Source organism: Salmonella sp. SJTUF14076 (assembly GCF_015534835.1).
Lineage (GTDB): Bacteria > Pseudomonadota > Gammaproteobacteria > Enterobacterales > Enterobacteriaceae > Salmonella > Salmonella enterica.
Genome location: NZ_CP064674.1, coordinates 1,971,599 through 1,995,776 on the forward strand (window position 1 = coordinate 1,971,599; position 24,178 = coordinate 1,995,776).

Annotated in this window: 27 protein-coding genes and 3 tRNA genes; 21 read left to right on the forward strand and 9 right to left on the reverse strand. The window is 50.5% G+C overall.

The window, feature by feature from the left end; all coding sequences use genetic code 11:
- Positions 1-205: 205 nt before the first annotated feature.
- Positions 206-520 carry a flagellar hook-basal body complex protein FliE gene (gene fliE / locus HU143_RS09520; RefSeq protein WP_023227465.1) on the forward strand — a complete coding sequence of 105 codons (315 nt, stop codon included), beginning with the start codon at positions 206-208 and terminating at the stop codon, positions 518-520.
- Positions 521-642: 122 nt separating this feature from the next.
- On the opposite strand, the gene HU143_RS09525 is transcribed toward fliE, so the two are convergent.
- From HU143_RS09525 to yedE, 3 genes are all read right to left on the reverse strand, one after another.
- The gene (locus HU143_RS09525; RefSeq protein ID WP_000639596.1) at positions 643-1,029 is read right to left on the reverse strand and encodes a hypothetical protein; all 387 of its coding nucleotides are present in this window, start codon (positions 1,027-1,029) and stop codon (positions 643-645) included.
- Between the two features lie 265 nt (positions 1,030-1,294).
- A complete protein-coding gene (gene yedF, locus HU143_RS09530; protein WP_000790504.1) occupies positions 1,295-1,528 on the reverse strand; it encodes a sulfurtransferase-like selenium metabolism protein YedF in 234 nt (77 codons plus the stop codon).
- A complete protein-coding gene (gene yedE / locus HU143_RS09535; RefSeq protein WP_001531105.1) occupies positions 1,525-2,730 on the reverse strand; it encodes a selenium metabolism membrane protein YedE/FdhT in 1,206 nt (401 codons plus the stop codon). The genes yedF and yedE overlap by 4 nt, the downstream gene beginning before the upstream one ends.
- A 185-nt stretch (positions 2,731-2,915) precedes the next feature.
- On the opposite strand from yedE, the gene yedD reads away from it, so the two are divergent.
- Complete coding sequence (gene yedD / locus HU143_RS09540; RefSeq protein WP_000754694.1) at positions 2,916-3,329, forward strand: lipoprotein YedD; 414 nt, start codon at positions 2,916-2,918, stop codon at positions 3,327-3,329.
- 39 nt (positions 3,330-3,368) lie between these two features.
- Here the strand turns inward: yedD and amyA are convergent, their stop codons facing one another.
- The 4 genes from amyA to fliD form a co-directional block, all read right to left on the reverse strand.
- Positions 3,369-4,853 (reverse strand): alpha-amylase, encoded by a 1,485-nt coding sequence (gene amyA, locus HU143_RS09545; RefSeq protein ID WP_020898909.1) that lies wholly within the window; start codon positions 4,851-4,853, stop codon positions 3,369-3,371.
- Between the two features lie 71 nt (positions 4,854-4,924).
- Positions 4,925-5,293: a flagella biosynthesis regulatory protein FliT gene (fliT, locus tag HU143_RS09550; protein ID WP_000204899.1), complete on the reverse strand. Its 369-nt coding sequence runs from the start codon at positions 5,291-5,293 to the stop codon at positions 4,925-4,927.
- Positions 5,293-5,700 (reverse strand): flagellar export chaperone FliS, encoded by a 408-nt coding sequence (gene fliS, locus HU143_RS09555; RefSeq protein ID WP_000287764.1) that lies wholly within the window; start codon positions 5,698-5,700, stop codon positions 5,293-5,295. The genes fliT and fliS overlap by 1 nt, the downstream gene beginning before the upstream one ends.
- Positions 5,701-5,714: 14 nt before the next feature.
- Positions 5,715-7,118 carry a flagellar filament capping protein FliD gene (fliD, locus tag HU143_RS09560; RefSeq protein ID WP_000146806.1) on the reverse strand — a complete coding sequence of 468 codons (1,404 nt, stop codon included), beginning with the start codon at positions 7,116-7,118 and terminating at the stop codon, positions 5,715-5,717.
- A 256-nt stretch (positions 7,119-7,374) separates the two neighbouring features.
- Here fliD and HU143_RS09565 point away from each other — a divergent pair, with 256 nt between their 5' ends.
- The 9 genes from HU143_RS09565 to sdiA all read left to right on the forward strand — a co-directional run bounded on the left by HU143_RS09565 (position 7,375) and on the right by sdiA (position 16,163).
- Positions 7,375-8,874, forward strand: a complete 1,500-nt coding sequence (locus HU143_RS09565) for a FliC/FljB family flagellin (RefSeq protein WP_023227467.1) — start codon at positions 7,375-7,377, stop codon at positions 8,872-8,874.
- A 78-nt stretch (positions 8,875-8,952) separates the two neighbouring features.
- Positions 8,953-10,158: a flagellin lysine-N-methylase gene (gene fliB, locus HU143_RS09570; RefSeq protein ID WP_023227468.1), complete on the forward strand. Its 1,206-nt coding sequence runs from the start codon at positions 8,953-8,955 to the stop codon at positions 10,156-10,158.
- Between the two features lie 196 nt (positions 10,159-10,354).
- Positions 10,355-11,074, forward strand: a complete 720-nt coding sequence (locus HU143_RS09575) for an RNA polymerase sigma factor FliA (RefSeq protein WP_001087453.1) — start codon at positions 10,355-10,357, stop codon at positions 11,072-11,074.
- 58 nt (positions 11,075-11,132) lie between these two features.
- Positions 11,133-11,684 carry a flagella biosynthesis regulatory protein FliZ gene (fliZ, locus tag HU143_RS09580; protein ID WP_000218080.1) on the forward strand — a complete coding sequence of 184 codons (552 nt, stop codon included), beginning with the start codon at positions 11,133-11,135 and terminating at the stop codon, positions 11,682-11,684.
- Positions 11,685-11,830: 146 nt separating this feature from the next.
- Positions 11,831-12,631, forward strand: coding sequence for a cystine ABC transporter substrate-binding protein (tcyJ, locus tag HU143_RS09585; RefSeq protein ID WP_000761634.1), 801 nt, complete (start codon positions 11,831-11,833; stop codon positions 12,629-12,631).
- A gap of 153 nt (positions 12,632-12,784) precedes the next feature.
- A complete protein-coding gene (gene dcyD / locus HU143_RS09590) occupies positions 12,785-13,771 on the forward strand; it encodes a D-cysteine desulfhydrase (protein WP_001128188.1) in 987 nt (328 codons plus the stop codon).
- A gap of 20 nt (positions 13,772-13,791) precedes the next feature.
- A complete protein-coding gene (tcyL, locus tag HU143_RS09595) occupies positions 13,792-14,460 on the forward strand; it encodes a cystine ABC transporter permease (protein ID WP_001158238.1) in 669 nt (222 codons plus the stop codon).
- Positions 14,457-15,209, forward strand: a complete 753-nt coding sequence (tcyN, locus tag HU143_RS09600) for an L-cystine ABC transporter ATP-binding protein TcyN (RefSeq protein WP_001273033.1) — start codon at positions 14,457-14,459, stop codon at positions 15,207-15,209. The genes tcyL and tcyN overlap by 4 nt, the downstream gene beginning before the upstream one ends.
- Before the next feature lie 231 nt (positions 15,210-15,440).
- Complete coding sequence (gene sdiA, locus HU143_RS09605; RefSeq protein ID WP_001157167.1) at positions 15,441-16,163, forward strand: transcriptional regulator SdiA; 723 nt, start codon at positions 15,441-15,443, stop codon at positions 16,161-16,163.
- Between the two features lie 66 nt (positions 16,164-16,229).
- Here the strand turns inward: sdiA and HU143_RS09610 are convergent, their stop codons facing one another.
- Together HU143_RS09610 and HU143_RS09615 are read right to left on the reverse strand one after the other, a co-directional pair.
- On the reverse strand, positions 16,230-16,454 hold the full coding sequence (locus tag HU143_RS09610) for a DUF2594 family protein (protein WP_000106483.1): 225 nt from the start codon (positions 16,452-16,454) through the stop codon (positions 16,230-16,232).
- Complete coding sequence (locus HU143_RS09615; protein ID WP_000546186.1) at positions 16,451-16,606, reverse strand: hypothetical protein; 156 nt, start codon at positions 16,604-16,606, stop codon at positions 16,451-16,453. Before HU143_RS09615 ends, HU143_RS09610 begins: the two co-directional genes overlap by 4 nt.
- Positions 16,607-16,917: 311 nt before the next feature.
- Here HU143_RS09615 and uvrY point away from each other — a divergent pair, with 311 nt between their 5' ends.
- The 10 genes from uvrY to HU143_RS09665 all read left to right on the forward strand — a co-directional run bounded on the left by uvrY (position 16,918) and on the right by HU143_RS09665 (position 24,137).
- Positions 16,918-17,574, forward strand: a complete 657-nt coding sequence (uvrY, locus tag HU143_RS09620; RefSeq protein WP_000611323.1) for a UvrY/SirA/GacA family response regulator transcription factor — start codon at positions 16,918-16,920, stop codon at positions 17,572-17,574.
- The gene (uvrC, locus tag HU143_RS09625; RefSeq protein WP_001289475.1) at positions 17,571-19,403 is read left to right on the forward strand and encodes an excinuclease ABC subunit UvrC; all 1,833 of its coding nucleotides are present in this window, start codon (positions 17,571-17,573) and stop codon (positions 19,401-19,403) included. The genes uvrY and uvrC overlap by 4 nt, the downstream gene beginning before the upstream one ends.
- A 56-nt stretch (positions 19,404-19,459) precedes the next feature.
- Entirely contained in the window at positions 19,460-20,008 is a 549-nt protein-coding gene (gene pgsA, locus HU143_RS09630) for a CDP-diacylglycerol--glycerol-3-phosphate 3-phosphatidyltransferase (RefSeq protein WP_001160192.1), read from the forward strand.
- Between the two features lie 151 nt (positions 20,009-20,159).
- A tRNA-Gly gene (locus tag HU143_RS09635) sits at positions 20,160-20,235 on the forward strand.
- A gap of 52 nt (positions 20,236-20,287) precedes the next feature.
- Positions 20,288-20,361, forward strand: a tRNA-Cys gene (locus tag HU143_RS09640).
- An 11-nt stretch (positions 20,362-20,372) separates the two neighbouring features.
- Positions 20,373-20,459: transfer RNA gene (locus tag HU143_RS09645), tRNA-Leu, on the forward strand.
- 249 nt (positions 20,460-20,708) lie between these two features.
- The gene (locus tag HU143_RS09650) at positions 20,709-21,041 is read left to right on the forward strand and encodes a hypothetical protein (RefSeq protein ID WP_001556026.1); all 333 of its coding nucleotides are present in this window, start codon (positions 20,709-20,711) and stop codon (positions 21,039-21,041) included.
- A gap of 213 nt (positions 21,042-21,254) precedes the next feature.
- Positions 21,255-22,694: an SH3 domain-containing C40 family peptidase gene (locus HU143_RS09655; RefSeq protein ID WP_077909997.1), complete on the forward strand. Its 1,440-nt coding sequence runs from the start codon at positions 21,255-21,257 to the stop codon at positions 22,692-22,694.
- A 212-nt stretch (positions 22,695-22,906) separates the two neighbouring features.
- Positions 22,907-23,233: a glucose-6-phosphate dehydrogenase gene (locus tag HU143_RS09660; protein ID WP_000240837.1), complete on the forward strand. Its 327-nt coding sequence runs from the start codon at positions 22,907-22,909 to the stop codon at positions 23,231-23,233.
- A gap of 238 nt (positions 23,234-23,471) precedes the next feature.
- A complete protein-coding gene (locus tag HU143_RS09665; protein WP_023227470.1) occupies positions 23,472-24,137 on the forward strand; it encodes a YecA family protein in 666 nt (221 codons plus the stop codon).
- The last annotated feature ends 41 nt before the right edge of the window (positions 24,138-24,178 follow it).

The following is a 24,178-nucleotide window of genomic DNA, read 5'->3' on the forward strand; positions in this document are numbered from 1 at the left end:
TGACTGATCGTGGACGGCGTTTTTTGCAAAGTGGAACAAGACTCACTCCCGGGTCAGCAAACTCGAAAAATTGACGGTCTCATTATTTGTGGTTTCGAATTTTTCTATGCGCTAAAAACCGAGGTTTTTTATCGTTATTTAACGCCTTTATCTTATTGACAAACTGGTAATCTCTGCTGCGTAAAAAATCATCCAGGGGAATAGCATGGCAGCAATACAGGGGATTGAAGGGGTTATTAGCCAGTTACAGGCGACGGCGATGGCCGCGCGCGGGCAAGAAACGCACTCGCAGTCGACGGTGAGTTTTGCCGGCCAGCTACATGCTGCGCTGGATCGTATTAGCGACAGACAGACGGCGGCGCGCGTTCAGGCGGAAAAATTCACTCTGGGTGAGCCGGGCATTGCGCTTAATGACGTGATGACCGATATGCAAAAGGCGTCCGTCTCCATGCAAATGGGGATTCAGGTGCGCAACAAGCTGGTTGCCGCGTATCAGGAAGTCATGTCCATGCAGGTTTAAGCCAGGGCTGACAACCCATCCGCAGCGAACTCCCGGGCGCTTACCTAAGTCAGCGGCGGGGGGGCCGCGACGCCCATGCAACCAGTGCATGATTATGTGGGCTTGTTTTTTGCGAGGCGCGCTCATTTTATTGATAAGCGGGTTGCACATTGTTGCAGGGACTTATTAAAAATAGGGTACGCCTGTTTACTGACGCCATTCATTCCTACTATTCGTTCTGACGCTATTGTCATTGAGTTTGCAATCCAGAATGTTCCTGCAATATATGCGCCGTTGCGATAATACACGGTAAATTCTTTATTAATGCCTGGAATATCTGTTTCATGGAGATCCAGTATATACCCATACGGGGACAGATTATCAGCGAGACAGCGGGCAATGGCGCTCGGATGTGCATTGACCACTGTGACGGGTGAATAACGGGCAGCGGCAAGACAGACGACTCCAATAATGGAGATGAAAATAATTTTTATCATTTTTTTGGCTTCTGCTGTGCATAAATAAATCATCACCTGATGATGTCAGTGAGTAAAAATATAAATACCTGATAGTCTTTTATGGCGTAGACGGAAAATAATAATTATTTTATGTTTTGCTTAAAATAACCCTGGGTTTTTCATCGGCTCAGACAAAATTAAAACGGTATACGTTATATAATAGATTTATGCCACGGCGTACAAGACGACCTTGTCTGATTTCTTTTATGCGTTGTAGATTTTTGCCGGTTATGCCGTAAAAAGGTCTCCCGCCGTAACGTACAGCGGGAGTATGCGCTTATTTTTGAATCAGATAACGAATTGTTGGGCCATCCTGTTGGATATCCAGTACCGTATAGCCGTGATTGCGCGCATCCAGTGGAATATTATTAATGGACTGCGGACAGTCGCTCACCACTTCCAGGATCTCCCCTTTTTTTAGCTGCGGCATCGCTTCCAGAGTGGCGACCGCCGGGTACGGGCAAGGTTCGCCAACCATATCCAGACGGTAATCAGGGACGATATTTTTCATACAGATTCCTTAGCAGGCGTCAGCCCCGCACGGCGGAAAAAACGTTTTTCCCAGCCGATAATTAACATCAGCGCGGCAAATAATAACAGATAGGTGACCAGCAGACCGCCCAGCGGACCAAAGGTATTCAGCAGGTTAACTTTATCCCAACTGGTCGCCAGCGCGGGCGCGAAATCATCCCAGTAGTAAGCCAGGATGGTCGAACCGATGACATTGCCGAGGCCCACCCACCAGTAATGCACCTGGCCTTCTACGGCGCGGTACATCCAGCCGGTTTCGCAGCCGCCCGCCAGCACGATGCCAAAACCGAACAGCAGTCCGCCAATGACCGCATTCGGGCCAGCCCACATAATTTTAGGTGCAACGCCCAACTGCACGTAGCTGAAAATACCAATGGCGCTGACCGCCATGCCAAAAATAATCGCTTTCGCCATATGGGCGCGTCCGGAGATCCACAGATCGCGAAAGGCCGAGGTAAAGCAGATTTGCGCGCGCTCGATCAGCAGCCCAAACCCGACGCCGAACAGCATCGCCAGCCCCAGTTTCGGCTGATGCATTGCCGTTAATAACGCCCAGCCAATCATGCCGATAAAGACCAGCATACCGAGCCTGAAACGCCGTCTTGCCTGATCCGGTTTCTGCGTCAGTGGCGAAGCCGCGGAGACCTTTTGCATTTTCACCGGTATGCGAAATATCGGCAGCAACGTAAAGCGGGCGCCGAACCAGGAACCGATAGCGGTCGCCAGCGCAAAGAACCACGCGTGTAGGGAGAACTGCGGGATTCCGGTAAAAAAGGCGGCCAGGTTACACCCCATCGCCAGACGCGCGCCGAAGCCAGCGATCATGCCTCCGACCACCGCCTGTACGATACGGATTCGGCTGCGCGGCATACGCAGTTTTACGTTGTTGGCCCACAGCGCCGCGGCGAAACAGCCGCCGAACATGCCGAGGATCATCATGCCGTCGATACGCGTCAGCGGCGTACCTTCCAGATGAATCAGCTTGTAGTAACCCCACTGTTCGGCATGAACGCCAAAAAGCTGTAAAATTTGCCCGCCCCAGCGGGTAAATTCGCCCGTCACGGCCCAGAACGTGCCGGTGATGCCAAAATAGTAGGTAGAGAGAATACCGGCTGCGATCACCGCAGGGGCCGGCGCCCAGAATTTAATTAACCAGGTTTGCTTGAAGTGTTGCCATGACATGTGTTTAGCCTCTGAACTCAGAAGGTGTGAAACAAGAAGTGCGCATACTACACCGATCACAGAATTTGCCTACACCTAATAAGCGGTAATACCGACTGGATCAAATTGCGGCCAGCGCCTGGAAAGGCTGGCGGCGTCAGGGCTTTAATGCCACAATTCTTCTTTCTTCTGATGCAGGATGAATGATGAAAAAAGTAGCGATCGTTGGCGCATTGCTGGTTCTGGCCGGATGCGCCGAGGTGGAAAACTATAATGATGTGGTGAAAACGCCCGCGCCGGCCGGTCTGGAAGGGTACTGGCAGTCAAAAGGCCCGCAACGTAAGCTGGTGAGCCCTGAAGCTATCGCCAGCCTGGTGGTGACTAAAGAAGGCGATACGCTGGACTGCCGCCAGTGGCAGCGCGTTATTGCTCTGCCGGGCAAGCTGACCATGCTCTCCGATGACTTAACCAATGTTACGGTTAAGCGTGAGCTCTATGAGATTGAGCGCGACGGGAATACCCTGGAATATGATGGCATGACGCTGCAACGGGTCGCTCGTCCGACGCCGGAGTGCGCCGCCGCGTTAGAAAAAACGCCGCTGCCGACGCCGCTGCCGTAATTTCGCTTCCCGGCAGCGCTCTGCCGCCGGGAACGCTCATCACACGTCCTCAATGACCCACACGCTGACGCTGCCTGCGTTGCAGAAGAACGTCGCTTCGCCTTGATCATTAGTTACAACATGCTCACTGCGGTTTCCCAGAAAATCACGCCAGGTCTTGTTAGCGTAATTGTCGCCGAGCAGGAGGGTTTTTTCACCGTCGTCGCCATTGGAAAGTACAACCACACAGCCTGGATTCTCTTCAGTACCGCTGCGACTAAAGGCGATACAGTTAGGATGATCGAAAAAGAGTGTTTGTATACCGTGCGCAAAACGCTGACGAGCGAGGATCAGCCGATCCAGTTGGTTAATCACCGGCATGTCGACCCGACAGGTCTCGCCATTTTCGCCGCTATCTTCATAGCTGGCGCCGTATAAATCGGGATAAAACACTGACGGTACGCCGTTTTCACGAAGCAGGATCAGCGCATAGGCCAATGGTTTGAACCAGGGTTCTACCGGCGCTTCCAGCGCCTGTAACGGTTGTGTATCGTGGTTAGCGACCAGCGTCACCGCATGAAAAGGGTCGGCTTCTACCAGCGTGCCGGTGAAAATGTGGCGCATGTCATACTCCGCGCCCTGGCGCGAGGCTTCATGAAATTTCATCTGCAACGGCGCGTCGAACAGCATGGTTTTCCCGTCGACCTGATCGATGTACGTTTTCAGTTTATCCACTTCATGCGACCAGTATTCTGCGACAATAAACAGCGGTTTTGGTGCAACCGCCTGTACATGCTCAATCCATTCTTTATAAAACCAGGCGGGTATATGTTTTACCGCGTCCAGGCGAAAGCCGTCACAGTGGGTTTGTTCCATGACCCAACGAGCCCAATATTTAATCTCTTCCGTAACCGCGTGATTGCGAAAATCGATATTTTCCCCCATCAGATAGTCGAAATTACCCAGCTCATCATCAACCTGATCGTTCCAGCCATCGCCGGTATAGTCATTGACGATCTTAAAAATGCCGTCTTCGTCGGGATTCTCGATGTGATCAATGCCGCTGAAACAGTGATAGTCCCAAATAAAGTTGGAATACTGGCCCGCGCGGGCAGGGAAGGTGTAGCGCGTCCAGCCTTCGCATTCAATGATGTTGTCATCGATTTGCGTGCGGTCATCCTGATTCACGCGCTGAACGCGAATACGTTCTTTTTCGTCTGCGCCCATTTTGTGGTTCACGACGACGTCGAGCAGCACCGCAATATTATTTTTTTTGAGCGCGTCTATCGCCGTCAGTAACTGGCGTTTATCGCCGTACTTTGTCGCGATAGTTCCTTTTTGGTCAAATTCGCCGAGGTCAAACAGGTCGTAGGTATCATAGCCTACGGAATAGCCGCCGGAGGCGCCTTTACAGGCGGGCGGTAGCCAGACCATATTGATACCGATATCATTCAGCCCATCAGCACGTTCCGCCAGCTCAGACCAGAGTTTTCCGCCGTCGGGATAATACCAGTGGAAGTACTGCAATAACGTGGGGTTTTTCATCTTCCGTGCTCCAGAAGTCGTTTAGCCGACCTCTGGAGTATGGAAGAATTTTCATACGAGACGGGAAAATATTATGAGGCGCCAGGCGCGTCTGGCACGAGTAACATACCGGAAAGACGGCCATAAGCGTTGTTGAGTGATTTTTGGCGGGTGGATTGTCCGATCAAACTACTGAGTTCATCCAGTCGCTGTTGCAGCAGCCCTTTCAGGAGCTGCTCATTATCCAGCGTTTGTTTGATGTATCCGGCGACCATATCCTGAATGCTTCGCGTAATGCCCGGTGGAGTTTGCTTTTCCATCACCGTTTCAATACTTTGCAGATAGGAGACCTCTTGTTGCAGTAAGAGATCCCATTCACCTCGCTGCGCAAGTTCAAGCAGCGATTGACTGAGCAGCGCAATACGCTGCCAACGGTTGATAAACTCCACGGTTGAGGTCATTAACGAGACTCCTGGAAAGATGCTTTCGGTGAAATCTGCTTCCAGGCTTCTGCAATATTGCTGAGTAACCCTTCCACTTCTTCGATGGCCTGAGCGTCGTTACGCAAATTAGCCTGCAGTAAACGGCGAATCATATAGTCGTATAGCTCGGAAAGATTCGTCGCAATCTCACCGCCTTTTTCCTGATCGAGGCCGGCTTTCAGCCCGTTATCGATAATATTGATGGCTTTGCTTAACGCTTCACCTTTCGCGACAACATCGCCTTGTTCTAAAAACAGGCGAGCGCGCACCAGAGCGCTATTCGCGCCATCAAACAACATTTCAATCAACTGATGCGGGCTGGCGCTCATCACGGCGCTTTCCACGCTGACTTGCGCATAAGCTTTGATACCGCTCGCGGTGTACATGGTGACCTCTGTTATCAGGACTTGTTCATAGCTGTAAATTGCTGGGTCAAATAACTACTGGTGTTATTCAGCTTACTCATCATGGTATCCAGTTGGGTAAACTGGGCCTTGTAACGGGCAACGGTTTCATCGATGCTGTTGCTAACGGACAGGTACTGTTTTGTCAGGCTTTTCAGCGTGGCGTTAACGTTGTCCTGCGCATTATCAATAATGCCGTCATCCGCCAGATAACTTTTCACTTCGGTGGCAATTTTGGTGGTGATACCCGTTTCTTTACCATCACCTACCAGCAGCTCACGCGCTGCGGCTGTGTTATCTTTCAGTACTTTGGTCAGCTTATCATCATCAATCTTCAGTTTGCCGGAAGTCCCATCCTGAGTGATGCCAATTTCCGCCATTGTTTTGAACGCAGAATTACTGCCGCTATTGGCAAATTGTGCCCGAATCCCGGTCTGGATAGTACGAACCACACTATCGCCTAACAGCGCGCCGTTTTTATCGCTGGCTTCTTCGCCCGGCTCAACGGCGGTATATTTAGTTAATGAGCTAAAAGTATCCACCAGCGAGTTATAGGCATCCACCCAGGATTTAATCGCCTCTTTCGCCTTGGTATCATCTTTCGTTACCGTCACGGTCGCGTCGGTCACTTTCTTCGTCAGGGTGAGCGTAATTCCCTGAGGGGCGTCGGTTACGGTATTGCTCTGACGCTCAATGTCGATGCCGTTTACGTTCAGCTTCGCGTTTTCTGCTTTCACCAGCTCTTGCATATTGCCGGTATTGGTGGTGCTGTCATAAGCGAGTAGATCGTTAAGTTTTGTATCGCCTTCCACCGTGATCTTCATCGTATTGTCGGTACCGCTATTGGCGGTAAGCACCAACTGGAATTCGTTCTCTTTGACCTTAACGATACTGGCGGCGATACCGCTGTCGGCGTCATTGATGGCGTCACGGATCGCCTCCATGGAGGTGTCGCCTTTATCCAGCTTAATTTCCAGCGGCTCTTTACGTCCCGGCTGTTCAATTTTAATTGTCCGGGACGTGACCGACGTATCGCCCAACTGCTCTTTGGTGGTTGCGAAGGTGGTTTTTGTCGCCAGCGACTGCGCGGCGGCAAGCTGGGTTACGCTAATCTTATAAGTCCCTGCGGCAGCGCCTGCGGTAGTACTGACTTTGAGGTCCTCTGTCGTGCTGGACGCCACGGTAGACTTAAATAAATCCGCTTTATTTAACGCGGTATTTGCCGTCTGGAATTTTTCTAATGCGCTTTTCAATGTGCCATAGGCGGTTAGCTTTGCCGAATTCGCGCTCTGCTGTTTGGTAATTGGCGTTAAGCGTCCTTTTTCGTTCTTTGTCAGGTCTGTCAACAACTGGTCTAACGGTAAGTTTGATCCCACACCTAATGATGAAATTGAAGCCATGCCTTCTTCCTTTTTGATTGCAAACAGTAGTTAAGCGCGTTATCGGCAATCTGGAGGCAAAGTTTAATGATAATTTTGCAAAAATAATGCGCGGAATAATGATGCATAAAGCGGCTATTTCGCCGCCTAAGAAAAAGATCGGGGGAAGTGAAAAATTTTCTAAAGTTCGAAATTCAGGTGCCGATACAAGGGTTACGGTGAGAAACCGTGGGCAACAGCCCAATAACATCAAGTTGTAATTGATAAGGAAAAGATCATGGCACAAGTCATTAATACAAACAGCCTGTCGCTGTTGACCCAGAATAACCTGAACAAATCCCAGTCCGCTCTGGGCACCGCTATCGAGCGTCTGTCTTCCGGTCTGCGTATCAATAGCGCGAAAGACGATGCGGCAGGTCAGGCAATTGCTAACCGTTTCACCGCGAACATCAAAGGCCTGACTCAGGCTTCCCGTAACGCTAACGACGGTATCTCCATTGCGCAGACCACTGAAGGCGCGCTGAACGAAATCAACAACAACCTGCAGCGTGTGCGTGAACTGGCGGTTCAGTCTGCTAACAGCACCAACTCCCAGTCTGACCTCGACTCCATCCAGGCTGAAATCACCCAGCGCCTGAACGAAATCGACCGTGTATCCGGTCAGACTCAGTTCAACGGCGTGAAAGTCCTGGCGCAGGACAACACCCTGACCATCCAGGTTGGCGCGAACGACGGTGAAACCATCGATATCGATCTGAAGCAGATCAACTCTCAGACCCTGGGTCTGGATACGCTGAATGTGCAGAAAGCGTATGATGTAGATAGCAAAGCTGTGACTGGTGTTTCTACTTTGGATACTACAGGTCTTACTGGCGCGAATATTAAAACTGGCGTTGATGGAGCTACCACTACGAGTGGCTCCATTAAAGATGGCAAAGTATACTATGATGGTGCTACTAAAAATTATTATGTTGAAGTAGACTTTTCTGATGCCGCTGATACTGCTAAAAATGGCTACTATAAAGTCAATGTTGCTGATGATGGCACTGTTACAATGGGGGCCTCGACTACTAAAGAACCTGCGAAACCTGCAGGTGTTGTTGAAGTAACGAAAACCCAAGAAGAGAAAGCAATTAAGGCGTCTGCTGAGGTGAAAGCTGCTTTGACTGCTGGTGGCGTCGATGCTGCTGATGCAGCTACGGCAGAAATGGTCAAAATGTCTTATACCGATAAAAACGGTAAGACGATTGATGGTGGTTATGCTGTAAAAGTAGGCGATAGCTACTATGCCGCTACCCAGAAAAAAGACGGTAGTTTCAGTGTTAATACTACTTCTTACACTGATAAAGACGGCAACACTAAATCTGCACTGAACCAACTGGGTGGCGTAGACGGTAAAACCGAAGTTGTTACTATCGACGGTAAAACCTACAATGCCAGCAAAGCTGCTGGTCATGATTTCAAAGCACAGCCAGAGCTGGCTGAAGCAGCCGCTAAAACCACCGAAAACCCGCTGCAGAAAATTGATGCCGCGCTGGCGCAGGTGGATGCGCTGCGTTCTGACCTGGGTGCGGTACAAAACCGTTTCAACTCCGCTATCACCAACTTGGGCAATACCGTAAACAACCTGTCTGAAGCGCGTAGCCGTATCGAAGATTCCGACTATGCGACCGAAGTCTCCAACATGTCTCGCGCGCAGATTCTGCAGCAGGCCGGTACCTCCGTTCTGGCGCAGGCGAACCAGGTTCCGCAAAACGTCCTCTCTTTACTGCGTTAATCCGGCGATTGATTCACCGACACGTGGTACACAATCAAGGCAGCGAAAGCTGCCTTTTTTAATTCCGGAGCCTGTGTAATGAAAGAAATCACCGTCACTGAACCTGCCTTTGTCACCCACTTTTCCTGTTCTGGCTCGGCCTGCCGCGATCACTGTTGTAAGGGCTGGAAAATCACGCTGGATAAGACGACGGTCAAAAAGTATCTCGCCAGTAAAGACGCGACGATTCGTACCATCGCGCAAGACCATATTATCCTGCTGAAAAAGAACAACAGCCACTGGGGCGAAATTAAGCTGCCTTCGGCGCTGGGGAATTGCCCTTATCTGGATGAGGAACGTCTGTGCCGAGTACAAAAAACGTTAGGCGCAAAGGCATTAAGTCATACCTGTTCCTCTTTCCCGCGGGCGCATCATACCTACAAAAATGAGGTACGTAACTCCCTGAGTCTTGCCTGCCCGGAGGTGACGTCCCGCATTTTAAACGATCCTGACGCAATGGCGCTCGGCGAAAAAACAATCATTCAGCAGACATTCAATACTGCGCCGTTATTCCCAGCGCAGCAAAAGTTACTCAATCTGTTTTGCCTGAGTCTGATCAACCATGCCAACAGCAGTACGGAAGCCGCGCTCTATGCGTTGATTAAATTTGTCATGTATACGCAGAAATTTGCCAAAATTGATGATGCTGCGCTGGGCGAACTGGAACAGGTGTATGCCGCGTTACTTGAACAGTTGCAGACCGGCGTGCTGGCGCAGGAATTGATGAATATCGCGCCGGACAGCAAGGTAAAAACCTCGCTGGTATTGCAGATGCAGGACTATTTCCGCTCGCTCCCGCTTAGTCGTGGCAGTGTTATCCTCGATCACTATATCCAGTGTCTTCTGCGGGTGCTGACGGCGGAAGAGGGCGTTTCAATGGAGCAGAAGGTTAGCGATATTGAGTCCTCATTAGCGCGCTGTTTACAGGCGGATGAGCAGCAGAAGAACTGGGCCTTCAGAAATTTAATTCTCTATAAAATTTGGGAAAATAATTTCCCCAACCAGCCGAATGTCGACCCGTTACGCGCGCTGTATATTATCGTGGCGGAATATGCCTTTATTAAGCTATTAACGGCAGCCAGCGTGCATGAGCGCGGGCGGCTTGAGTGGGATGACGTTACCAATATTGTGTATAGCTTTCACTCCCGCAGCCAGCATAACAGCGAGGTGGCGGCGAATTTTCATCGCCATATAGAAACGGTGCGTACTGGCGACGATCTGTCGATGATTCATCTTCTGACATAGTTTTGTTCGGGGTGGGCTTTTGCGCATCCCGTTTATCCTATCTGGCTGATTTTATTCTGCTCTTTGAACCGCTAAAAAGGCGCTACAGGTTACATAAGTGAAATAACCCTTCTTTTATAGCCTTATTCCTTCGATAGAACCCTCTGTAGAAACGGATAATCATGCCGATAACTCATTTAACGCAGGGCTGTTTATCGTGAATTCACTGTATACCGCTGAAGGTGTAATGGATAAACACTCGCTGTGGCAGCGTTATGTACCGCTGGTGCGTCACGAAGCATTGCGCCTGCAGGTGCGATTGCCGGCGAGCGTGGAACTGGACGATCTGCTACAAGCGGGCGGCATCGGGTTATTAAATGCGGTCGACCGATATGACGCTTTGCAAGGAACGGCATTTACCACTTACGCAGTGCAGCGTATTCGTGGGGCGATGCTGGATGAATTACGCAGCCGCGATTGGGTGCCGCGTAGCGTCCGGCGTAATGCCCGCGAAGTGGCGCAGGCGATGGGACAACTGGAGCAGGAACTGGGGCGTAATGCGACGGAAACCGAAGTGGCGGAACGTCTTGGCATCCCTGTTGCGGAGTATCGTCAGATGTTGCTCGATACCAACAACAGCCAACTTTTCTCTTACGATGAGTGGCGGGAAGAGCATGGCGATAGCATCGAACTGGTGACTGAAGAACATCAACAGGAAAACCCGTTACATCAACTGCTGGAGGGCGACCTGCGACAGCGGGTAATGGACGCGATTGAATCGCTGCCGGAACGCGAGCAACTGGTGTTAACGCTGTATTACCAGGAAGAGCTCAACCTCAAAGAGATTGGCGCGGTACTGGAAGTCGGCGAATCGCGGGTCAGCCAGTTGCATAGTCAGGCCATCAAACGATTACGCACCAAACTGGGTAAGTTATAGGTCGCGCATGGTCGCACCCGAAAAGTGCCGCACAACGTATAGACTACCAGGAGTTCTCATGACGGTGCAGCAACCTAAAAGGCGGCCCTTGAGCCGCTATCTTAAAGACTTTAAACACAGCCAGACGCATTGCGCGCATTGTCACAAACTGCTCGACCGCATTACGCTGGTTCGCCGTGGCAAGATCGTTAATAAAATCGCTATTTCACAGCTGGATATGCTACTTGACGACGCTGCCTGGCAGCGGGAGCAGAAGGAGTGGGTGGCGCTGTGTCGCTTTTGCGGCGATTTGCACTGCAAAAAGCAGAGTGATTTTTTCGATATTATCGGTTTCAAACAGTATTTGTTTGAACAAACCGAGATGAGCCATGGCACGGTGCGGGAATATGTCGTGCGTTTACGACGTCTTGGCAATTACCTCAGCGAGCAAAACATTTCCCACGATCTGCTGCAGGACGGTTTTCTCGATGAAAGCCTGGCGCCATGGTTGCCGGAAACCAGCACCAATAATTACCGTATCGCACTACGTAAATACCAGCAATATAAAGCGCATCAGCAGATTGCGCCCAGACAGAAATCCCCCTTTACCGCCAGTTCTGATATATATTAAAAAAGCATAAGATGTAGCAGAGTCGTGTTGGTGAAACGTGGCAAACCTTCTACATTAGGCTGAGTCCCCCAAAGGTTCGCGAGACGTGACGATGCGCCATGGCGGGACACAGTCTATGGTCATTAACGGCAATATTCGGGGTTACTATGAAATTAGCACTGCTGGGACGTCAGGCACTGATGGGAGTAATGGCTGTAGCGCTGGTGGCGGGAATGAGCGCGAAGAGCTTTGCCGATGAGGGTTTGCTGAACAAAGTTAAAGAACGCGGCACGCTGCTGGTAGGGCTGGAAGGTACCTATCCGCCGTTTAGCTTTCAGGGCGAAGACGGCAAATTAACCGGTTTTGAAGTCGATTTCGCCGAGGCGTTGGCAAAACATCTGGGCGTTAAAGCGTCGTTGAAGCCGACCAAATGGGACGGAATACTGGCGTCGCTGGACGCTAAACGCATTGATGTGGTGATAAACCAGGTCACGATTTCAGACGTCCGCAAGAAAAAATATGATTTCTCTACGCCTTATACTGTCTCCGGCGTTCAGGCGCTGGTGAAAAAAGGCAATGAAGGCACGATCAAAACGGCGGCCGATCTGCAGGGCAAAAAAGTCGGCGTTGGGCTGGGGACTAACTATGAAGAGTGGCTACGTCAACATGTGCAGGGCGTGGATATCCGCACTTATGACGATGATCCTACAAAATACCAGGATCTGCGCGTAGGCCGTATTGACGCGATTTTAGTCGATCGTCTGGCGGCGCTGGATCTGGTGAAAAAAACCAAAGGTACGCTGGCTGTCACCGGTGATGCGTTTTCGCGTCAGGAGTCCGGCGTTGCGTTACGTAAAGGCAACGAAGACTTGCTGAAGGCGGTAGATAACGCCATTGCGGAAATGCAAAAAGATGGCACCTTAAAAGCGCTCTCTGAGAAATGGTTTGGCGCTGACGTGACCCAATAATGCTCTACGTTGCCCGGCAGGCAGAGCGCCGCCGGGCAATATCAACCTCATACTATGTCAGCAAACGGAGGCGCGTGAATCGGCGCCTTTTTTATTTCCGTTGGATCAACGTGCATAATAAAAAGAACACACCACAACGTTACCGGAGGCTCAATGCCACTACATCACTTAACGCGCTTTCCTCGCCTGGAGCTTATTGGCGCGCCGACCCCGCTCGAATACCTGCCGCGATTGTCTGATTATCTTGGCCGTGAGATTTACATTAAGCGCGATGACGTTACGCCCATTGCAATGGGCGGCAATAAACTGCGCAAGCTGGAGTTTTTGGTGGCCGACGCGCTGCGAGAAGGGGCGGATACGCTGATAACCGCAGGGGCGATTCAGTCGAACCATGTCCGTCAGACGGCGGCAGTCGCGGCCAAATTGGGGCTGCATTGCGTCGCCTTGCTGGAAAATCCAATCGGTACCACTGCGGAAAATTACCTGACGAATGGTAATCGCCTGTTACTGGATTTATTTAATACACAAATTGAGATGTGCGATGCGCTGACCGATCCGGATGCGCAGCTGCAAACGCTGGCGACGCGCATTGAAGCGCAAGGGTTCAGGCCCTATGTGATCCCGGTCGGCGGCTCCAGCGCGCTGGGCGCAATGGGATACGTAGAGAGCGCCCTGGAAATCGCCCAGCAGTGTGAAGAGGTCGTCGGGCTCTCTTCGGTGGTGGTGGCCTCCGGCAGCGCCGGAACGCACGCCGGGTTAGCTGTCGGGCTGGAACATCTGATGCCGGATGTCGAACTGATTGGCGTGACCGTTTCACGTTCTGTCGCCGAGCAGAAACCCAAAGTGATTGCCTTGCAGCAGGCTATTGCCGGTCAGCTGGCGCTGACGGCGACGGCGGATATCCATTTATGGGATGACTATTTTGCCCCGGGTTACGGCGTGCCAAATGACGCGGGGATGGAGGCGGTGAAACTGCTGGCGAGCCTGGAGGGGGTGCTGCTGGATCCGGTATATACCGGTAAAGCGATGGCGGGTCTGATAGACGGCATCAGCCAGAAACGCTTTAACGATGACGGGCCGATTCTCTTTATTCACACCGGTGGGGCGCCTGCGCTGTTTGCCTACCATCCTCATGTATAACCTCCAGGTAATCAACGCGAATGCAAGAAAGTATCCAACTGGTTATTGAATCGCTGCCGTATTTGCTTAAAGGCGCCGTCTTTACCCTGCAACTGAGTATTGGCGGTATGTTTTTTGGTCTGCTGCTGGGATTTGTGCTGGCGCTGATGCGGATGTCTCCGTTATGGCCGGTTCGCTGGCTGGCGCGCTTTTATATCTCGATTTTTCGCGGTACGCCGCTTATCGCTCAGTTATTTATGATCTATTACGGCCTGCCGCAATTTGGGATTGAGCTGGACCCTATCCCGGCGGCGATGATTGGTTTATCGCTCAATACCGCGGCTTACACGTCCGAGACGCTGCGCGCGGCGATCTCGGCTATCGACAAGGGACAATGGGAAGCGGCGGCGAGCATTGGCATGACGCCGTGGCAAACGCTACGTCGCGCTATTTTGCCGCAGGCGGCTCGCGTCGCGCTTCCGCCGTTGAGCAACAGCTTTATCAGCCTGGTGAAAGATACGTCGCTCGCCGCGACGATTCAGGTGCCGGAGTTGTTCCGCCAGGCGCAGTTAATTACCTCGCGAACGCTGGAGGTGTTTACCATGTATCTGGCCGCGTCGTTAATCTACTGGGTAATGGCGACCGTCTTATCGGCACTGCAAAACTATTTTGAAAACCAGCTTAACCGCCAGGAGAGAGAGCCAAAATGAGTGCGATCGAAGTCACCAACCTGGTCAAAAAATTTCATGGTCAAACAGTGCTGCACGGTATCGACCTTGAGGTAAAGCCCGGAGAAGTCGTCGCCATTATCGGCCCGAGCGGCTCAGGGAAGACAACGTTATTACGCTGCATTAACCTGCTGGAACAACCGGAAGCGGGTACCATTAAAGTGGGCGATATTATCATCGATACCGCCCGCCCATTCAGCCAGCAAAAAGGGTTGATTCGCCAGTTACGTCAGCATGTCGGCTTTGTCTTTCAGAGTTTTAACCTGTTCCCGCATCGTACCGTGCTGGAAAATATCATTGAAGGTCCGGTGATTGTAAAGGGAGAGCCGAAAGCCGAGGCGACGGCGCTGGCGCGGGAACTGTTAGCCAAAGTCGGGTTGGCCGGTAAAGAGACCCGTTATCCGCGCCGCCTGTCGGGCGGGCAACAGCAGCGCGTGGCGATTGCGCGCGCGCTGGCGATGCGCCCGGAAGTGATTCTGTTTGATGAGCCCACGTCGGCGCTTGATCCTGAATTAGTCGGCGAGGTGCTTAATACGATTCGCCAGCTGGCGCAGGAAAAGCGCACGATGGTGATCGTCACTCACGAAATGGGCTTTGCGCGTGACGTGGCTGACCGGGCAATATTTATGGATCAGGGGCAAATCGTTGAGCAGGGGCCGGCGAAAACCTTGTTCGCCGATCCTCAGCATCCGCGTACCCGCCAGTTCCTTGAGAAATTTTTAGTGAAATAATGCCTTTTCAACGCTCGCCCGAATTAGCCGCGCCTTGGGCGAGCGCAATGAATAATTATGAAGTCATTCTGCCAGATTATTAACCTCGCTCTCAGGCGGAAGCCAAAAAGTGTAATGCCGCTCAAGTATTCTACGTTTCGTCCGATATTTCTTATATATAAACACTATTTATGTGTTAATTTAAGTCATTCATAATAATGATTATCAATATCAAAGGCGTGACCATAAAATATGCAGGAAAATGATTTCTTCACCTGGCGACGCGCAATGTTGTTACGCTTTCAGGAGATGGCGGCAGCAGAGGATGTTTATACTGAATTGCAATATCAGACACAGCGGCTGGAATTTGATTATTATGCCCTGTGTGTTCGTCATCCCGTCCCCTTTACCCGGCCTAAAATATCGCTTCGTACCACTTATCCTCCGGCGTGGGTAACGCATTATCAGTCCGAAAACTATTTTGCGATCGATCCGGTATTAAAGCCGGAAAATTTCAGGCAAGGTCATTTACATTGGGATGACGTGCTATTTCATGAAGCGCAGGCGATGTGGGATGCCGCCCAGCGTTTCGGATTACGCAGAGGCGTAACCCAGTGTGTGATGTTGCCGAACCGGGCGCTGGGCTTTTTATCTTTCTCCCGTAGCAGTTTACGCTGCTCCTCGTTTACCTACGATGAAGTGGAGCTGAGGTTGCAACTGCTGGCGCGGGAGAGTCTTTCGGCGCTGACAAGATTTGAAGACGACATGGTGATGGCGCCTGAGATGCGTTTCAGTAAACGTGAGAAAGAGATTCTGAAGTGGACGGCGGAAGGGAAGACCTCATCGGAGATCGCCATTATTCTGTCGATTTCTGAAAATACCGTTAACTTCCATCAGAAAAACATGCAGAAGAAATTCAATGCGCCAAATAAAACACAGATTGCCTGCTACGCTGCGGCGACAGGTCTGATATGACGTGCTGACGATGCTTCGCGCCAGACGCGAAACCGGCTGAAAGCGATGCTAACAGCCGGTTTTTTACTACTGGCGGTAAGCCTGTTTAATTTGCTTAACCGTACTGGAAAATACCGCCGCTTGTGCTTCATCATCCATCTGCGCGATCTGTTTTTCCATTTTAAGAATCACGCGCCCTGCATCGGCCTGGCCCATCGCCTGCAGCATCAGCGTTAACATGGCTTTCAGGCAGTTGACTTCAGTAGCCAGTTCTTGATTATTCTCAGCGGTGGAAAAATCAGGCGTACTCATTTATTTTCCTCGTTATGTTTCAGTGAAAATGTGCGATAGCAGATGTTAAGGCGGCGGAGTATACCATAAGCTACGCTAAAAATAGCAGTGGTTGTTTTTTGATCAAAAAGCGGAGGGGTTACCCACAAAATAAACGTTGCCGCGTGATGCATATATTTTCTTCATTCTTTGTTTATTACGCGTATTTTACTCGTTAATTATTGTTACAAAGTTGATTCCCTAATTAGTGTTTAGACAGCGGAACGTGAAATTTTTGTCACCATTATGAAATAGCAGCCCGGGACAGCGCTGTCAGAAGGGGCTACAACGTTGGCAGTTGCCACATGACGTACAACATAATTTCCAAAAACGAGAGCAAAATCGAATACCCGGTGTTTTTTTACGTTTCAAAGTTGAGATAAAACCAGCTAATATAAGGGCGATTAACTATCAGTAGCGTTATCCCTATTCTGGAGATATTCCTTTGATCAACGTTCTTCTTGTTGATGACCACGAACTGGTGCGCGCAGGGATACGACGCATTCTTGAAGATATAAAGGGCATTAAAGTTGTCGGTGAAGCGTGCTGCGGAGAGGATGCGGTAAAATGGTGCCGTACTAACGCCGTTGACGTCGTGCTGATGGATATGAACATGCCCGGTATTGGCGGCCTTGAGGCGACGCGTAAAATTGCCCGATCGACAGCGGATATCAAAGTGATCATGCTGACCGTCCATACGGAGAACCCGTTGCCCGCCAAAGTGATGCAGGCTGGCGCAGCTGGCTATCTCAGCAAAGGCGCTGCGCCTCAGGAGGTGGTGAGCGCTATTCGTTCGGTGTATTCCGGACAACGTTATATCGCCTCCGATATCGCTCAGCAGATGGCGCTCAGTCAGATCGAGCCTGCAAAAACGGAAACGCCGTTCGCCAGTTTGTCTGAACGCGAGTTGCAGATTATGCTGATGATCACCAAGGGCCAGAAGGTCAATGAGATTTCAGAACAGCTGAATCTCAGTCCTAAAACGGTGAACAGCTATCGCTATCGTATGTTCAGTAAATTAAACATTCATGGTGATGTTGAGCTGACTCACCTGGCAATCCGCCATGGCCTGTGTAATGCGGAGACGTTAACAAGCCAGTGAGTGAAATATTTGACGCAAAGGCGTTTTTGAAAACCGTTACCAGCCAACCCGGTGTCTATCGTATGTATGACGCCGGCGGTACGGTTATTTATGTCGGTAAAGCAAAAGATCTGAAAAAGCGTCTTTCCAGCTACTTTCGCAGCAACCTGGCTTCGCGTAAAACCGAAGCGCTAGTTGCGCAAATTCAACACATTGATGTCACGGTAACGCATACCGAAACGGAAGCGCTGCTGCTTGAGCATAATTACATCAAGTTGTATCAACCGCGTTACAACGTGTTGTTGCGTGATGATAAATCCTATCCTTTTATTTTTCTGAGCGGCGATACCCATCCGCGTCTGGCGATGCACCGTGGCGCCAAACATGCGAAAGGCGAGTACTTCGGTCCATTTCCTAATGGCTATGCCGTGCGGGAAACGCTGGCGCTGTTACAGAAAATTTTCCCTATCCGCCAGTGCGAAAACAGCGTGTATCGCAACCGCTCGCGTCCTTGCCTGCAATATCAGATTGGCCGCTGTTTAGGCCCCTGCGTTGCAGGACTGGTCAGCGAGGAGGAGTACACGCAACAGGTGGAGTATGTCCGGTTGTTTTTGTCCGGTAAGGACGACCAGGTCTTAACACAGCTGATTGCCCGGATGGAAAAGGCCAGCCAGGATTTGGCATTTGAAGAGGCGGCGCGTATTCGCGATCAGATCCAGGCGGTACGCCGGGTCACGGAGAGACAGTTTGTCTCCAATGCGGGCGACGATCTCGACGTTATCGGTGTGGCTTTTGATGCGGGTATGGCCTGTGTGCATGTGTTGTTTATTCGCCAGGGTAAGGTGCTGGGCAGCCGCAGCTATTTTCCAAAAGTGCCTGGTGGTACGGAACTGGGCGAAGTGGTGGAAACCTTTGTCGGGCAGTTTTACCTGCAGGGTAGCCAGATGCGCACGCTACCGGGCGAGATACTGCTCGATTTTAATCTGAGCGATAAAACGCTGCTGGCCGACTCGTTGTCGGAACTTGCCGGACGGCGTATTCATGTCCAGACAAAACCGCGTGGCGATCGCGCCCGTTATCTCAAGCTGGCGCGGACCAACGCGGCAACGGCCTTAATCACTAAACTCTCGCAGCAGTCCACCATCACGCAGCGTTTGACTGCGCTGGCGGCGGTATTAAAACTTCCTGCGATCAAGCGGATGGAATGTTTTGACATCAGCCATACTATGGGGGAGCAAACGGTCGCATCCTGTGTGGTATTTGACGCTAACGGGCCGTTACGCGCCGAGTATCGTCGTTATAATATCGCGGGCATCACGCCGGGTGATGACTACGCGGCGATGAATCAGGTGCTACGTCGGCGTTATGGCAAGGCCATAGAAGAAAGTAAGATTCCGGATGTTATTCTGATCGACGGCGGAAAAGGGCAGCTCGCCCAGGCGAAAGCCGTTTTCGCTGAGCTCGATGTCCCCTGGGATAAGCATCGTCCTTTGCTGCTTGGCGTCGCCAAAGGCGCGGACAGAAAGGCCGGTCTGGAAACACTCTTTTTTGAACCGGAAGGCGAGGGGTTTAGCCTGCCGCCGGACTCGCCGGCGCTACATGTTATTCAGCATATTCGCGATGAGTCGCACGATCACGCGATCGGCGGGCACCGTAAAAAACGCGCGAAGGTTAAAAATACCAGTACGCTGGAAACTATTGAAGGCGTTGGGCCTAAACGTCGCCAGATGCTGCTGAAATATATGGGCGGTTTGCAAGGACTACGTAACGCCAGCGTAGAAGAAATTGCAAAAGTGCCGGGTATTTCGCAAGGTCTGGCAGAAAAGATCTTCTGGTCGTTGAAACATTGAGGCCACTGTAGCAACATAGGGGTAATTTCACTGACAACAGATAGTTACCCGTCACTATGCAATTTAATATCCCTACGTTGCTCACGCTGTTTCGCGTCATCCTGATTCCATTCTTTGTCGTGGTGTTTTATTTGCCGTTCGCCTGGGCGCCGATGGTCAGCGCGCTGATTTTCTGTATTGCCGCGATTACCGACTGGTTTGACGGCTTTCTGGCGCGACGCTGGAACCAGAGTACGCGTTTCGGCGCTTTCCTCGACCCCGTCGCCGACAAGGTGCTGGTGGCGATCGCCATGGTGCTGGTCACCGAGCATTATCATAGCTGGTGGGTGACGTTACCTGCGGCGACGATGATAGCCCGCGAAATTATTATCTCTGCTCTGCGTGAATGGATGGCGGAGCTGGGCAAACGCAGTAGTGTAGCGGTCTCCTGGATCGGTAAAGTCAAAACTACCGCGCAGATGGTGGCGCTGGCGTGGCTCTTGTGGCGTCCGAATATCTGGGTAGAGTATGCCGGGATCGCGCTTTTCTTTGTCGCAGCGGTGCTAACATTGTGGTCCATGTTGCAATATTTGAGCGCTGCACGTGGAGATTTGCTTGATCAGTGATCGTTTCGCCGCAAATTTCAGCAAACGATCGTGAGTGACGAAAAATATCGTTGACTCAGTGCGTCAGGTAAGTAGAATGCAACGCATCGAACGGCAGCACTGATTGCCAGACGATAACAAAATCAAGTGATTAACAAAGTTGCTTGATACTGCGGGAATAGCTCAGTTGGTAGAGCACGACCTTGCCAAGGTCGGGGTCGCGAGTTCGAGTCTCGTTTCCCGCTCCAGTTTAAAAGCATTGGCGTAAAGCGAATGCTGGCTGAAAAGCCAAAAAAATTTGGCGCGTTAACAAAGCGGTTATGTAGCGGATTGCAAATCCGTCTAGTCCGGTTCGACTCCGGAACGCGCCTCCAATTTTTCCCGAGCCCGGATGGTGGAATCGGTAGACACAAGGGATTTAAAATCCCTCGGCGTTCGCGCTGTGCGGGTTCAAGTCCCGCTCCGGGTACCATGGGAAAGACAAGAATAATCAAAGCAATAAGCAGTGTCGTGAAACCACCTACGGGTGGTTTTTTTGTGCCTTCAGTTTGTATGCCGACCGCGAGCGTGAACTCTCAAGCGCGATATACAGTAAAAAACATCGGTAGCGGCATTTCTGCCAGTACAACAGTTATGTGCTACCGACCCGCAAGAACTTATGCCTGGTAAATACTAAACGTCGGGTAAATCAGCCGATAAAATCCATTAATCTCTATAAAAAATGCTGATATGTTTTATGCCTGCTTTATTAAAGAGAGTAGGTCTGCCAGTGAAATATACCGATAATGCAAAATTATTTATTAGCTTCATTAATATTGGGATTGTAGGTTGCGCTTTTTTACTTTTTTTTATTTTGTATGAGCCTGAGAGTGCAATCGTAACCTACTCTCTTCCAGGAGAGCTTTCCTCTTCAACATGTGATGCGCGTAATTTTATTGGCTACGTCGATGAAAATGACTTTGCAGAGTATATAAAAAAAGTAGAACTGACGCGCTACAGTATGTATTGTCTGAAAAAAACAGGGGCGGGTCAGTGGAGTATTTATGCAAATTAAACGAGTATATAACTGTTCAGGAGTATTTTCTGCACAATTTAATTAAAGGTAGATAGCGAACTAATATTCATCACTAGGTAATGTGATCCGCTTCATGCTTTAATCACGTTTTGCAATATTGTCTTAATAACAGGTCAACTACAGATAATTTCGGGTTTTCGTGAATGGCGGTTTTGGTCAGTCTCTATATTATGCTTTCCCCGCTTTACGGAGATGATGATGCAAAAGAAAACCTGGGCCGTTTTATTGATGCCATTGTGCCTCACCGCTTGCCACCAGACGACCAACCGATCAACAGCCAAAGATGAAATTCTCACAGGGAGCTATATTGACCCGACAAAAACACGCTTTCCGTTAGCGGATTATTCACAGTCGGTTGATAAATGGATACCTCCGGACTCGGCTGATTACACTATTCCGGTTATTGATAGTGCTACCCAACAACGCTACTTTAGCGCACTAAAATCTCATTATTTCGGAATGGACAGTGAAGCGCACTCGCCGTGGAATGATTTTTATATTACCGCATTGCTGAAAAAAAACGCAGCACAGGCCCGGGATGCCAGTATTAAGCAGTTTCTTAGCGACGGCAGTACTTATTGGGGGGAAAACTTCAGACTTTATACCTCTCGCTGGAAAGAGGAGGTTAGAGGGAATACGGATACGCAGATTGACAATATCTATCATGCCTCCCGGCGAGGCATTATGGTCAGGGAAAGTTTAGTCAGAGCGCTGCCAACGGACGACCCGCTCTTTAACGATCCCCGTCAGGCGGGCGAGGGGTACCCGTTTGATAATTTACAAATGTCTTCGCTGCGTCCCGGTACGCCGGTCTATACGCTGACGAAGAGCAAAGACCAACGCTGGCAATATGTCGTTTCACCAGCGGTAACTGGCTGGGTTCATAGTGAAGATATTGCCAGTACGGATCAGAAATTTATAACACAGTGGGTTTTGCTCGCTCACAAGCAACTGGGGGCATTTATCAACGCGCCGGTTTCTGTCCATGCCGCAGGCGTCTATTATTTCACCGGGCGACCGGGCACTATTTTACCGTTCCGACATCAACGGGCGGGCCAGTTCCTGATTGCGGCGCCAGTTCGCGGCAGCAACGGTCGCGCGTTTATCCATTGGGTCTGGCTAAGCGGTAACGAGTTTACGGCTATGCCGTGGAAAATGACGCCGGAAAATATCGCCGTGCTAATGAAAGCAATGCACGGCGCCCCCTACGGTTGGGGAAATTTTAACTTTTATAATGATTGTTCAGCCGAAGTCCGCAGCCTGTTAATGCCGTTTGGCATATTCCTGCCCAGACATTCATCCGCGCAGGTAGAGTCTGCTGGACGGGTGGTCGATCTTAGTCATAAAAATCCCCAAATGCGGATCGATTATCTCACCAGATACGGAAAACCGTTTACTACGCTGGTCTATATTCCAGGGCATATTATGCTGTATATCGGTAACACAACCATGAATGGGCAGGTCGTGCCGATGACTTATCAGAATATCTGGGGATTGCGCCCAAACCATGCTAATAGCCGGAGCATTATCGGTGAGGCGGTATTTTTGCCGTTACTGCGTTTTTATCCTGAAAATCCTGAGCTGATATCGCTGGCTGGTAAGGTTCTGTTTAAGCTTGGTTATATAGAATAGGTTGACAAACTGTGTTATCGCGGAAGACATGATTAAGGCAACCGTGCGCGTGGATATAAAGAGAGTATCCCTGTAAACTGTGTCTGAAAAAAGTATGCGCTATAGTGCGGGCTGTTTATTTGAAATACTATCTGGAGCTGATTCTGGATGTGATTATGTGCCTCACACATTGAAGTGAGAGTTATTGTTGGCGGTATCTGGCTGGAGGCTGGGTGGTAAAAAGACGTAATTTATTGCATTTTAATAACGGTGCCCGGTCAGAGCGCGATCTTGGGGATCTGGTCACTAAAGTTTTTGAGAAAGCGGCGAAAAAAGAACCGCAACCGCTATACACATTTAGCCTGCCGTTGCTGAGTGTGCAGGATGAGATCCGTGTTTACTGTAAGAAAAAAAATATCAAAATAGGGTACGATACGCTGTTTATGGAAATAACCTTTTCTGCTGACAGAGAAGCGGTAGACGAACTCATTAAACACTTTTTTACTGAAAATAAGCTCTATTTGAGAGGGCGGTTTTATCTGTCCGCGGCGGTGGTATAAGTTAGCATGAGTATAATATAGCGAGAAACCCATCTCTCGCTTTTGTATGGGGCGAGCGCTTCCTGGCGGAAAATCTGCGCCCTGATCCTCCTTTTGTGCGTTAACTTCCGGAATCCTCCTCATTTCGTGTTAATCTGGCCCCTGATGGTTGCCATCCAAACTGCCTGCAAAAAAATTATTTTTATCCGCTGCAATGTAAGAGGCCTACAGGCGGAAGTCATCACTGAGGAAAAGCGTTATGAAAATGGAACCATTAAACGAGAACGAGCTGGAATGGCTGGATGATGTGCTGACGAAATACAATACCGATCAGGCCATTTTGGATGTCGCGGAGCTGGACGGTCTGATTACTGCGGTACTAAGTTCTCCGCGTCCCATCGAGCCGGAACAGTGGCTGGTCGCGATATGGGGGGGACCCGCGTACGTACCGCGCTGGACATCTGAAAAAGAAATGACGCGATTTATGGATCTGGTGTTCCAGCACATGGCGGATGCAGTCGCCCGGCTTGAAGACTATCCAGAACAGTTCGAGCCGCTGTTTGGCCTGCGAGAAGTTGATGGCCATGAATTAACGATTGTTGAAGAATGGTGCTTTGGTTACATGCGCGGAGTGTCGCTGTCCGACTGGTCTGACTTGCCGGATACGCTAAAACCGGCGCTGGAAGCGATTGCCTTACACGGCACTGAAGAAAACTTTGCGCTGTTGGATAAAATGAGCCCGGAAGCGTTCGATAAAAGCGTTGACGCTATCCGTATCGCGGCGCTTGAGCTGCATGCCTGGTGGATGGCGCATCCGCACACGACGCCGCTACAGATGCCGATAAAAGCAGAGGTGAAAGTTGGGCGTAACGATCCTTGTCCATGCGGGAGCGGCAAAAAATTTAAGCAGTGCTGCCTGCATTAATGGCTCGTAAACGGCCATAGCGTGACGATTATCGAGCCTGG